The sequence below is a fragment of the Streptomyces sp. NPDC058373 genome, assembly GCF_042723275.1.
Taxonomy (GTDB): domain Bacteria; phylum Actinomycetota; class Actinomycetes; order Streptomycetales; family Streptomycetaceae; genus Streptomyces.
In genome coordinates this window covers 56,096-67,766 of the sequence record NZ_JBHXJE010000001.1, presented here as the reverse complement: position 1 = coordinate 67,766, position 11,671 = coordinate 56,096, and the positions used below count along the sequence as shown (strand labels likewise).

11 protein-coding genes and 1 pseudogene are annotated in these 11,671 nt (G+C 70.7%); 5 read left to right on the top strand and 7 right to left on the bottom strand.

The genetic code is table 11. The features are described 5' to 3' along the window. Positions 1 to 114: 114 nt before the first annotated feature. The 4 genes from ACFWMZ_RS00335 to ACFWMZ_RS00320 form a co-directional block, all read right to left on the bottom strand. A complete protein-coding gene (locus ACFWMZ_RS00335) occupies positions 115 to 705 on the bottom strand; it encodes a malonic semialdehyde reductase (protein ID WP_383183923.1) in 591 nt (196 codons plus the stop codon). A 207-nt stretch (positions 706 to 912) separates the two neighbouring features. Continuing rightward, positions 913 to 1,143, bottom strand: coding sequence for an exodeoxyribonuclease VII small subunit (locus ACFWMZ_RS00330; protein WP_383198890.1), 231 nt, complete (start codon positions 1,141 to 1,143; stop codon positions 913 to 915). Positions 1,144 to 1,405: 262 nt separating this feature from the next. Further along, positions 1,406 to 2,647, bottom strand: a complete 1,242-nt coding sequence (xseA, locus tag ACFWMZ_RS00325; protein ID WP_383198888.1) for an exodeoxyribonuclease VII large subunit — start codon at positions 2,645 to 2,647, stop codon at positions 1,406 to 1,408. Positions 2,648 to 2,731: 84 nt separating this feature from the next. Continuing rightward, positions 2,732 to 4,126 carry an APC family permease gene (locus tag ACFWMZ_RS00320; protein WP_383198886.1) on the bottom strand — a complete coding sequence of 465 codons (1,395 nt, stop codon included), beginning with the start codon at positions 4,124 to 4,126 and terminating at the stop codon, positions 2,732 to 2,734. A 132-nt stretch (positions 4,127 to 4,258) separates the two neighbouring features. On the opposite strand from ACFWMZ_RS00320, the gene ACFWMZ_RS00315 reads away from it, so the two are divergent. After that, positions 4,259 to 5,257 carry a 4-hydroxy-3-methylbut-2-enyl diphosphate reductase gene (locus ACFWMZ_RS00315; RefSeq protein ID WP_383198884.1) on the top strand — a complete coding sequence of 333 codons (999 nt, stop codon included), beginning with the start codon at positions 4,259 to 4,261 and terminating at the stop codon, positions 5,255 to 5,257. Between the two features lie 79 nt (positions 5,258 to 5,336). After that, positions 5,337 to 6,155, top strand: coding sequence for a polyphosphate--glucose phosphotransferase (ppgK, locus tag ACFWMZ_RS00310; protein WP_383198882.1), 819 nt, complete (start codon positions 5,337 to 5,339; stop codon positions 6,153 to 6,155). Between the two features lie 108 nt (positions 6,156 to 6,263). Here ppgK and ACFWMZ_RS00305 read toward each other — a convergent pair whose 3' ends face one another. Then, on the bottom strand, positions 6,264 to 6,809 hold the full coding sequence (locus ACFWMZ_RS00305) for a DUF6542 domain-containing protein (RefSeq protein WP_383198880.1): 546 nt from the start codon (positions 6,807 to 6,809) through the stop codon (positions 6,264 to 6,266). A 508-nt stretch (positions 6,810 to 7,317) separates the two neighbouring features. Here ACFWMZ_RS00305 and ychF point away from each other — a divergent pair. The 3 genes and pseudogenes from ychF (at position 7,318) to ACFWMZ_RS00290 (ending at position 10,413) form a co-directional block, all read left to right on the top strand. Next, positions 7,318 to 8,406 (top strand): redox-regulated ATPase YchF, encoded by a 1,089-nt coding sequence (gene ychF, locus ACFWMZ_RS00300; RefSeq protein WP_383198878.1) that lies wholly within the window; start codon positions 7,318 to 7,320, stop codon positions 8,404 to 8,406. A 56-nt stretch (positions 8,407 to 8,462) separates the two neighbouring features. After that, a pseudogene (locus ACFWMZ_RS00295) lies at positions 8,463 to 8,639 on the top strand (DNA mismatch repair protein MutT); the annotation flags it as partial. A 58-nt stretch (positions 8,640 to 8,697) separates the two neighbouring features. After that, entirely contained in the window at positions 8,698 to 10,413 is a 1,716-nt protein-coding gene (locus ACFWMZ_RS00290) for an AAA family ATPase (protein WP_383198876.1), read from the top strand. A 371-nt stretch (positions 10,414 to 10,784) separates the two neighbouring features. Here the strand turns inward: ACFWMZ_RS00290 and ACFWMZ_RS00285 are convergent, their stop codons facing one another. Together ACFWMZ_RS00285 and ACFWMZ_RS00280 are read right to left on the bottom strand one after the other, a co-directional pair. Next, positions 10,785 to 10,940 (bottom strand): hypothetical protein, encoded by a 156-nt coding sequence (locus ACFWMZ_RS00285; RefSeq protein ID WP_383183907.1) that lies wholly within the window; start codon positions 10,938 to 10,940, stop codon positions 10,785 to 10,787. Positions 10,941 to 11,027: 87 nt separating this feature from the next. Next, entirely contained in the window at positions 11,028 to 11,627 is a 600-nt protein-coding gene (locus ACFWMZ_RS00280; protein ID WP_383183906.1) for a hemerythrin domain-containing protein, read from the bottom strand. Positions 11,628 to 11,671: the final 44 nt, after the last annotated feature.

The window sequence follows — 11,671 nt, the reverse complement described above, 5'->3', positions numbered from 1 at the left end:
CTGTCGCTGCCGTCCGCGGTGGGGGGGCCCCCCCCCCACGACATGTGGCGCCCCGGCGGCGAGCGACGCTCCAAAAAGGAGGTGTGGCGCCCCGGTGGCGAGCGAAGCTCGAAATCACACAGTGCTGACGACGTCCTCGTAGTCCAGGCGCGGGGAGCGCGGGAACCAGGCGTCCTCGCCGGGCTTGCCGATGTTGACGATCATCAGCGGGGTGTGGTCGGCGTCGAGGAACTCCTTCTGGACGCCGTCGAAGTCGAAGCCGGTCATCGGGCCCGCGGCCAGTCCGGCGGCGCGGACGCCGACGATGAAGTAACCGGCCTGGAGGGCGGCGTTCAGGGGGCCGGCGGCCTCGCGGACGGGACGCTCGGAGAAGAAGGTCTCGGCGATGCCAGGGGCGTGCGGCATGAGCCGGGGGAGCTCCTCGTGGAACTCGTGGTCCGTGGAGAGGATGGCGACCAGCGGGGCCGTGGCGGTCTTCGGGCGGTTGCCCTCGGCCATGTGCTGGACCAGGCGCTCGCGGGCCTCGGCCGAGCGGACCAGGGTGATGCGCAGCGGGCTCTGGTTGAACGCGGTCGGGCCGTACTTGACCAGGTCGTAGATCGCCTGGACCTGCTCGTCGGTCACCGGCTCGTCGGTGAAGGTGTTGGCGGTGCGGGCCTCGCGGAAGAGCAGGTCCTGGGCGGCGGAGTCAAGGACGAGAGACATGCGGGGGAACCTCTTCGTGTGGTGCGGCGTCTTGCGTGACCGACCGTACGACGAAGACGTTTAAGTTTCAACAAAAACCGGGGCGCCTGTGAGGCGACTCACTTGTCGCGAACCTTGGCCGCCTTGTCCTTTGCGAGTAACGCGTCCGCTCTTTGCCCGTCCTTGACGAACACCAGGTTCGCCGACCCTTCGGCGAGCGCCGCGCCCTCACTCCTCCTCGGCCTCCTCCTCCTCGGCGAGCGCCGCGTCCAGCCGGGCGCGGGCCCCGTCCAGCCAGCGGCGGCACACCTTCGCCAGCTCCTCGCCGCGCTCCCAGAGCGCCAGCGACTCCTCCAGCGTGGTGCCGCCCGCCTCCAGCTTGCGGACCACCTCGATCAGCTCGTCCCGCGCCTGCTCGTAGCCGAGCGCCGCGTCGCCGGTGGTGGGTGTCGTGGTCATCGTGTGGGTCCTTCTCCTCGGCCTGTCGGCCTGTCGTGTTCACGGCCTCCGGGCCTGTCGGCCTGTCGTCCGTGTCTGTACGTACGGCTCCGTACGGCGGGCGCCGCCTGCCACGCCCGTGCCTGCTGTCTGTCCGTGCGTCCGCGGGGGCGTGGCACATCCGGCACACCGCCTGCCCGGCCCCGGCCCCGCACCGGCCCCGCACCACCCCCGACGCCGGTCCGCCGCGTCCGGGAAGCGGCCGCCCCGCCGGGCGCGCCCCTCACTCCCCGGCGTCCCCCGCCAGCTCCTCCGCCCCTTCGACCCTGCGCACCACCAGCTCCCCCTCCGCGACCCTGGCCCGCAGCTCCACCCCGTACCCCACCTCGGCGGGAGCCCGCACCACGGCGCCCTCGGCCGTCTGGAGTACCGCGTACCCGCGCTGGAGCGTCGCCGCCGGGGAGAGGGCCACGACCCGGGCCCGGGTGTGGGCCAGCTCGGAGTCGGCGCGGTCCAGGAGGTGGCCCAGGGTGCGCCGGGAGCGGTCCAGCAGGGCCGAGACCCGCTCCTCGCGCTCCTCCACCATGCGGTGCGGGTCCTGTATCGAGGGGCGGGCCAGGGCGTGCGCCAGCCCCCGCTCCTCGCGGTCGACCAGGCCGTGGGCGGCGCGGCGGGCCCGGTCACGGAGCTGGCGTACCCGCTCGTGCTCCTCGCCGACGTCCGGGACGACCTTCTTCGCGGCGTCGGTCGGTGTGGAGGCGCGCAGGTCGGCCACCAGGTCCAGCAGGGGGGTGTCCGGTTCGTGGCCGATCGCGGAGACGACCGGGGTCCGGCAGTCGGAGACCGTGCGGATCAGCTCCTCGTCGGAGAAGGGCAGCAGGTCCTCCACGCTGCCGCCGCCGCGCGCCACCACGATGACGTCGACCTCCGGGTGCGTGTCCAGCTCGCGGACCGCGCCGACCACCTGCGTCACCGCGTGCACGCCCTGCACCGCGACGTTGCGCACCTCGAAGCGGACGGCGGGCCAGCGGTGCCGGGCGTTCTCCAGGACGTCCCGCTCGGCGGCCGAGGCCCGGCCGCAGACCAGGCCGATCAGCTGCGGCAGGAACGGCAGCGGCCGCTTGCGCTCCAGCGCGAACAGCCCCTCCGCCGCCAGCGCCTTCCGCCGCCGCTCCAGCTGGACCAGCAGCTCACCGACGCCGACGGGACGGATCTCGGCGGCCCGCAGCGAGAGCTGGCCCCGGGGCGCGTACCACTCCGGCTTCGCGTGGACGACGACGCGGGCACCCTCGGTGACCACGTCGGCCACCGCGTCGAAGACCTTGCGGTAGCAGGTCACGCCGACCGAGATGTCGTGCGCCGGGTCGCGGAGCGTCAGGAAGACCACGCCCGCCCCCGGCCGCCGCGAGAGCTGCGTGATCTGTCCCTCGACCCATACCGCGCCCAGCCGGTCGATCCATCCCCCGATCAGCCGGGAGACGGCTCCGACGGGCAACGGCGCGTCCGCAGACGTATTCACACCCATGCGCCCGAGCGTAACGGCCGCCGCCGACACCCCCGCCGGGAACCGGAACCGGACCGCTCACGGCCCGGCCCGGGCGGCCGCCCCCTACCCCTCGATCCCGCGCGCCCGCTGCGCGAACAGCACCACCAGCCCCACCGCCAGCCACACCAGACCGACCACCTGCGCCGCCCCCGACGCCTCCACGATCACCGCGATCGTCACCGCCGCGCCCAGCACCGGCAACAGCAGATGCCGCCACCAGCTCACCCGCCCGCCCTCGCCGCCGCGCTGGACCACGAACCAGCCGACCACCGAGGCGTGCAGCAGCGTGAAGGCGGTCAGCGCGCCGATGTCGACCACCGAGACCAGGTGGTCGAGCCCCTCCGCCTGGTCGGCCGCCCAGACCGCCGCCGCCATCGTCACCACCGCCGCGCTCAGCAGCGCCACCCGCGGCACCCCGGAATCCGTCCGCGACAGCACCTTCGGCAGTCGCCGCTCGCGCGCCATCGCGAAGAGCAGCCGCCCCGCCGCCGCCTGCCCCGCCAGCGCCGCGAAGGCCGCGCCGATCGCCTTGCTCACCGCCACCAGGTCGTGCAGCCACGTCCCCACCGAGGCGTCCACCGCGTCGTAGAAGGCGGAGCCCTGCTTCTCCGGCTGGTCCGCCAACTCCGCCGAGGTGGCCTGGTCCAACAGCGCCACCAGATAGGTCTGCACCACGAACAGCGTCCCCGCCAGCACCAGGCAGAACAACACGGCCCGCGCCACCCGCCGCGACCCCCCGGTGACCTCCTCGGCGAACGAGGCGATCGCGTCGAACCCCAGGTAGGACAGGACCGCCACCGAGACCGCGCCCACCACGGCCGCCAGCGAGAACGCCCCTTGAGTCCCGTCCCCGGTCAGCGGCGACAGCCAGTCCCGGGCCGCGCCGTCCTGGACCAGCACCACCACGGCCGCCGCCACGAAGACCAGCAGCACCGCGATCTCCAACGCCAGCACCGCGAAGCCCACCCGCGCCGCCGCCCGCACCCCCCACAGGTTCAGCAGCGTCGTCACGACCACCGCGAGCGCCGTCCAGACCCACGAGGAGACCGACGGCACCAGCGCGTTCATCGCGATGCCGGAGAAGAGGTACGCCACCGCCGGGATCAGCAGGTAGTCGAGCATCGCCATCCACCCGGCGATGAACCCCGGCCCCTTCCCGAGCCCCGCCCGCGCGTAGGCGAAGACCGACCCGGCGCGCGGCACGACCCGCACCATCTGGGCGTAGCTGTACGCCGTGAACGCCATCGCGACCGTGGCGCAGAGATAGACCAGCGCCACCGCGCCGTGCGAGCGGGCGTCGAGCGCCCCGTACACGCCGACCGGTGCCATCGGCGCGATGAAGAGCAGGCCGTACACCACCAGGTCGCGGAAGCCCAGCGTCCGCCGCAACCCGTCGGGCTCCGCCCCGGCCGACGCGCCCGCCGTACCCGGTCCGCTCTCGCCTTCCGCACTCATCATCGGACCGCACGCCTTTCGTCTGGCTGCCCCGCACACCTCAGGCGCACGGGATGGAACCCCCTCGTCCACCGCCACCAGTCTCACCAGACGGGGCGTCCGCCGGGCCGTCCGACACGGCCTTACGATGGGTCCATGACTGCTACGCCCAGCCCGTCGCCCACCGCCAAGCGTGTCCTGCTCGCCGCTCCCCGGGGGTACTGCGCGGGCGTGGACCGTGCCGTGATCGCCGTCGAGAAGGCCCTTGAGCAGTACGGCTCGCCGATCTACGTCCGGCACGAGATCGTGCACAACAAGTACGTCGTCCAGACCCTGGAGCGGAAGGGCGCGATCTTCGTCGAGGAGACCGCCGAGGTCCCCGAGGGCTCGATCGTCATGTTCTCCGCGCACGGCGTCGCACCGACCGTCCACGCCGAGGCCGCCGAGCGCAAGCTCGCCACCATCGACGCCACCTGCCCGCTCGTCACCAAGGTCCACAAGGAAGCCGTCCGCTTCGCCCAGGACGACTTCGACATCCTCCTCATCGGCCACGAGGGCCACGAGGAGGTCATCGGCACCTCCGGCGAGGCCCCCGACCACATCACCCTGGTGGACGGCCCCGAGGACGTGGAGAACGTCGAGGTCCGCGACGACTCCAAGGTCGTCTGGCTCTCCCAGACCACCCTCTCCGTCGACGAGACGATGGAGACCGTCGACCGGCTGAAGGAGAAGTTCCCGCAGCTCATCTCCCCGCCGAGCGACGACATCTGCTACGCCACGCAGAACCGCCAGATCGCCGTCAAGCAGATGGGCGGCCAGGCCGACCTCGTCATCGTCGTCGGCTCCAAGAACTCCTCGAACTCCGTGCGCCTGGTCGAGGTCGCCCTCGGCGCCGGCGCCCGCGACGCCCACCTGGTCGACTTCGCCGACGAGATCGACGAGGCCTGGCTGGAGGGGGTCAGCACGGTCGGCGTCACCTCGGGCGCCTCGGTGCCGGACGTCCTGGTCGAGGGCGTACTCGAATGGCTCAGCACCCGCGGCTTCGAGGACGTGGAGCTGGTCAAGGCGGCCGAGGAGTCCATCACCTTCTCCCTGCCCAAGGAACTCCGCCGCGACCTGCGTGCCGAGGCCGCCGCGCTCGGCGAGGCCGAGTGACCCCCGCCTGACCCCGCACGCCCGCACCGGGTGCCCCGACACCCGGTGACGGAGCGTGTTTCGCCGTACCGTGGACCGTATGCAGATCTTCGGCGTGGACATCGGCGGTTCCGGCATCAAGGGCGCCCCAGTGGACCTGGAACGCGGGGACCTCGCCCAGGAACGGCACAAGGTACTCACCCCGCAGCCGTCCACCCCGGACGGCGTGGCCGACGGCGTCCGCGAGGTCGTCCGGCACTTCGACTGGACGGGCCCCGTCGGTGTCACCTTCCCCGGCGTCGTCACCGGCGGGTCGACCGTCCGCACCGCCGCCAACGTCGACAAGTCCTGGATCGGCGTCGACGCCGCAGCCCTCCTCTCCGAGCGCCTCGACGGCCTGCCCGTCACCGTCCTCAACGACGCCGACGCCGCTGGAGTGGCCGAAATGCGCGGGGGCGCCGGGCGCGGCCGCACCGGAACCGTCATCATGCTCACCTTCGGCACGGGCATCGGCAGCGCCCTGTTCACCGACGGCCACCTCGTCCCCAACACCGAGCTGGGCCACCTGGAGCTGCACGGCCACGACGCCGAGAAGCGCGCCTCCACCAAGGCCAAGGAGGACCACGACCTCAGCTGGGAGCACTGGGCCCGCCGCGTCCAGAAGTACCTGACCCACGTCGAGATGCTCTTCTCCCCCGAACTCTTCATCATCGGCGGCGGCATCAGCCGCAAGGCCCACAAATTCCTCCCCCTCATCGAGGGCGTCCGCGCCGAGATGGTCCCGGCCGAGCTCCGCAACAACGCCGGAATCGTCGGAGCCGCGATGAGGGTGTCCGCCTCCGGGAAGGCTCCGGCCCCCGCCGGGGACGACGGGGACGACGGGGCCGAGGGCTGGGCGGAGCCGGAGGGGCTGGCGTAGGACCGGGGCGGCCCCCGGGAGGGAGGGGCCCGCCTGAGCCGGCGGGCCCCTGCGCGCAGACGCACCTCCACGCCTCCGTGTCTGTGCTCTACGCGTCCACGCCTGCTCTCAGGCGACCGTGCCGCTGCGGCGGGGCTCGCCGGTGCGTTGCCTCGGGTCCGCGTCCGGCGCCTTGCGGGGCCCGTCCACCCGCCCCGCCCCACCGGGAACGCGTACGCCCCTCCCGCGCCCCGGAAGCCGCTTCGCGCGCCCCGTCGCGGTTCCGCCGCCCCGCCCCTTCCGCCGCGCCGCCGCCATGAGCCGTACCTTCCGCACGGTCACGATCACCCCGGCGACCAGCGTCCCCCCGTAGAGCCATCCCGCGTTCAACGCCAGCGTCGTCACCAGCCCCATGACCTGGCCGGTGAACCCGCCGGAGCTCTCGGCCACGGGCAGGACACCGATCGCGTAGGCGAGCGGGACCACCACCGGCCCCATCGCCAGGTCGGCGGGCCGCACCCACAGTCCGGTGAGCGCGCAGACCGGCAGGAACAGCACGCCGAACACCGTCGCCTGCGCCCCGGCGGGCAGCAGCCACGCCAGGCCCCCGACCACCACCATCGCCACCGTCGACAGCAGCCCCGCCCCGAGCCCCGTCAGCCGCGGCCTCGGCATCCTGCGCAGCCCGGCCCGGGCGCGCGCGGCGGGGCCGCCGGGGCGGGCGGGACGCGGTCGTCCGGTACGCGCCGCCTCCTGCCCCCGGCGGGGGGCCGGGGCCGCGGGTGGGCGCGCGTCGGCGGGGGCGCCCTGCGCGGGCAGGGGTGCGGGGCGGCGGTCATGCGGGGGAGAGGTCCTGGGTTGCTCCACCGGGACAACGTAGGGCGCCCCCTGCGGCCGTCCCCGCCATGAACACGCGTTTCGGCCGAGCTTGCCCGCGCTTGGCGGGCACGGAAGACCCGATACGGCCTAGCCGGGCTCGCCGGTCCGCCTCCACCCCGGCGCCGGACCGGTCACCGGCGGGCCGCCGTAGACTGGGCAGCCGGTCCGGCGCCGGACGCCGTACGCCGCCCAGGGTCTGTCGTCACACTCCCGTCTGCCGCCGGGCCGCACACCGGGCGACGACGGGAGTTTGACGACAGACCCTGGTACCACGCCACTCCACACACCCTGGGAAGTCGCCACCGTGTCGCTCACGATCGGAATCGTCGGCCTGCCGAATGTCGGCAAGTCGACCCTGTTCAACGCCCTGACCAAGAACGACGTGCTGGCGGCCAACTACCCGTTCGCCACCATCGAGCCCAACGTCGGCGTCGTCGGCGTCCCCGACCCCCGCCTGGCCAAGCTCGCCGAGATCTTCGGCTCGGCCAAGGTGCTCCCCGCCACCGTCGACTTCGTCGACATCGCCGGCATCGTGCGCGGCGCCAGCGAGGGCGAGGGCCTGGGCAACAAGTTCCTCGCGAACATCCGCGAGTCGGACGCCATCTGCCAGGTCATCCGCGCCTTCAAGGACGAGAACGTCGTCCACGTCGACGGCAAGATCTCGCCCAAGAGCGACATCGAGACGATCAACACCGAGCTGATCCTCGCCGACCTCCAGACCATCGAGAAGGTCCTCCCGCGCCTGGCGAAGGAGTCCAGGATCAAGAAGGACGTCCAGCCGAAGGTCAAGGCCATCGAGGAGGCCAAGGAGATCCTGGAGACCGGCCAGACCCTCTTCGGCGCCGGCATCGTCCAGGGCTCCGAGAAGGCCGAGCCCCTGCACGACCTCCACCTCCTCACCACCAAGCCGTTCCTCTACGTCTTCAACGTCGACGAGGACGAGCTGACCGACGACGCCTTCAAGGCCGAGCAGCGCGCCCTGGTCGCCCCGGCCGAGGCGATCTTCCTCAACGCCAAGCTCGAAGCCGACCTTGCCGAGCTGGACGACGACGAGGCCCTCGAACTCCTCCAGTCCGTCGGCCAGGAGGAGCCCGGCCTCGCCACCCTCGCCCACGTCGGCTTCAACACCCTGGGCCTCCAGACCTACCTCACCGCAGGCCCCAAGGAGACCCGGGCCTGGACCATCAGGAAGGGCGCCACCGCCCCCGAGGCCGCCGGAGTCATCCACACCGACTTCCAGAAGGGCTTCATCAAGGCCGAGGTCATCTCCTTCGAGGACCTGGTGGAGACCGGCTCGGTCGCCGACGCCCGCTCAGCGGGCAAGGCCCGCATGGAGGGCAAGGAGTACGTGATGCGGGACGGGGATGTGGTGGAGTTCCGCTTCAACGTCTAATACGTTCGGCGAAAGGCCGTCTGACCTGCGGCGGAGTGGGTTGGGCGGCCTTTGCGGTCTTCGCCGCCCATGAAGGGACCGGAGAACCGGAGAACCGCGAACCCCGCAAGCACTCCCAGGTCTGCTGGGTCGACGCCGACGCCATCCCTGACGCTTTCGTCGATACCACCGCCAGCGCCCTGCGTCAGTACTTGGATGGCAACTCTCAGGTGTCACTCGATGGGTGGAACTAGGCCGCCTATCTCATGCGGGCGAATCCTGAATCGACCAACAACAGCAAGGGAGACCTGGGTGCAGGGGCCGTCCGTATCACGGCGTTCGATCAAGAAGTGCGAGCAAGCGTGGCTTCAAGGGGTTGCGCAGCTGAGGGTGGGTAATCGGGCCGCTGCGGCTGAATCCTTCCACGCGGCCGTCGCGCACGACCCCCTTGCCGCCGACGCCTGGCTGGGACTGCATGCCACGGGACAGCTCCAGGGCCAGGCGATCGAGGCCATGCACGGTCAAGCCCAGTCCTTCGGCGCCATGCGCACGAAGCTCCAGACTCCGTTGTCCTCCCGGTTCCAGATCGGGGGCTACGTGAACTTCCGTTTAGAGACGCCCCGCGACCTGTGGCTCGCGAGGGCGGCGAAGTTCTTGGACGACGGCCTGCTCGATCAAGCATGGAACATGCTCTCCCACGCAGTGCTCGACTGTGACGAGACCCGCTTCGTCTGCGCCCGCTACGCCGCCCTGAAGAAGGACTGGCCACTTCTTCTGACCTTTGCCGAGGGAATCCGGGACTCCTTCCTGCGGGACGAATCACAGCTCTGGGTGGCGGCCAGCCTCATCGCCCAAGGCGTATCCCATGAGGCGCTCAACGTGCTGAGCCCACTCCCGCAAGCACTGGCTGACAACGCCGGCTATCTCGGGGAGGTCGCATACCTGCGTGGCCGCGCGTATGAGCAGCTCGGCCAGGCTGAGGAAGCTCTGAAGCAGTTCCAGACAGCGTTCCGGTACAGCCCGACCCTGGGTGATGTGGCCCAGCGGGCGAAGGCTGTGCTCTCGCCCGCTGCGCGCGTGCCCGCTCAGGCTGCTGGGGTTGTGCAGGAACAGCGTGAGGACTCCTCTGGCGCCACTTTGAGTGACGAGGAGCGTTCGGCACTGCTGGACGAGGCGATGGCCGAACTCGACGAGATGGTCGGGCTGGCCCCGGTGAAACGCCAGGTGCGGACCCTGTCGGCACAGCTGAGGATGGCGGCGGTGCGAAGAGGCCAGGGTCTGGCTGCGGCGCCAGCTCCACAGCACTTGGTATTTGCCGGGCCGCCCGGCACAGGCAAGACCACGGTGGCCCGTGTCGTGGGCAAGGTGTTCGCCGGACTCGGCCTGCTGGCCCGAGGCCATGTCGTCGAGGCCCAGCGCGTCGACCTCGTGGGACAGCACCTCGGCGAGACGGCGATCAAGACGTCAAAGATCATCGACGAGGCCCTTGACGGCGTTCTCTTCATCGACGAGGCGTATGCACTGTCCAACACCGGGTACTCGGGCGGTGACGCCTTCGGCAAGGAAGCTCTACAGGTGCTCCTCAAGCGAGCCGAGGACGACAGGCACCGCCTGGTTGTGGTTCTCGCCGGGTATCCGAACGAGATCGATGACCTCCTGTCCACCAACCCAGGTCTCACCTCCCGCTTCAATACTCGGGTCGACTTCCCTGCCTACTCGGCTCACGAGCTGGTGCTGATCGCGGAGTCGTTCCTGGGGGCTCAAGGCGATGCCCTTACCGACGAGGCAGCGGTTGCGCTGCGTACGTCATGTGACCTCGTCGTCGCCAACGGCCTGATCGACCGGCTTGGCAATGGTCGCTTCGCGCGCGAACTCGCTCGGAAGGCTGCCGCAGTGCGAGACCTGCGGGTCTACGACGCGCATGGCAGCTCTGGAGTCCCGTCGGAGGACGAGGTCACCACGCTGCACGTGGGTGATGTCATGGACGCGTACCAGGAACTCACTGAAAGCGTTCCGCCGAACCGCTGACTAAGGGATCGTGGATGTCCCCCAGTCCGCAGGACACTCGTAAACGGCCGTCGGGAGCCAACGCATGCCAACCAGGAAATACCAGGTCAGGGACCTGGATGGGGCTCCGCCGCAGGTCAGAATCGGTGGGCAGACATTCCGCTTCAACCTATGAGTTCCACCGCGTCGCTGACGTGGTGGAACTCATGGCCAGAAGGCAGGTAGCCGACGGGGACGGACCGCTTCCGTCCTGGCCCCGTCGGCGGACTACCGGCCGCCCGAGGTGTTGCGTCTTCCGACGCCATCACGGCGAATGGAATGCTGGCGGGGCAGACGCGAGACAGTCAGCCGTGCAGACGGTTTGTGGGCCGCCCGTACGCCGAATCGGATCATCACTCCTCGTAGTCCTCGGGTGTGACACCGGCCTCCTCCATGGCCTCGCGCATGTTCCCGCTTTCGCCGGCGTGCTTCTCCTCCGGCTTGCCGGGCTCATCGAGCACCTGGTCGGTTGTCTCGGTCTTCGGCCGGTTCTCCTCCGGAACGGTCATGACCGTTCTCCTTTTCTGATGCGACAGCTTCGAGAAGCGGAACGGGGGCACCCCGGAGGGGCGTTCCGGTTCCGCTTCCCACCGCGGTTATTCCTTGCCGCCGTCCTTGCCCATGGCTTTGCGGATCGCGTCCCGTGTGCGGTCCATGACGGCGGCCATCGGCCCGAGTGCCATGTTCTTGGCGCCGGACTCCACTCCCGGATGGGGGTGAGTCGGAGCCATGGCTTCGGCCGCCCGGACCGCCTTGGCCATGGCGACCAGCCGCTCGGGATCGGCCGAACGTCGCAGGTGCGCGAACTCGTAGCGTTCCTCCGACCGGGCGTGCTCCATCACGTCGACGCGCAGGTCGAGCAGTGCGGGCAGGAACGCCGCGTCGTCGGTGTCCATGTCTTCCAGGGCGCTGAGTTTCTCCTTGGCCAGGCGTTCTTCCTCCAGGCGGTCGGCTACGACCTGTCCGGCATCGCCGAACGCCTTGCGGGCGAAGGGGTGCACCACTTCTTCTTCAGCGGTCTCGTGGACGGCAAGCATGCGCACCAGCCTGCGGAAGGCGTCCTTGCGCTCCTCGCCCGTGGTGGTCTCCACCTCGTCGAACAGGTTGCGGATCTCGCCGTGCTGGCGCATGAGCATGGCCACCACGTCGTTGTCGTCGATCGGCGGGGCGTCGGACTGTTCAGCCTGTGCGCTCATGGGGCCTTCCTTGGTCGTCGTCGGCCGGGTGACCGGGTGGGGGT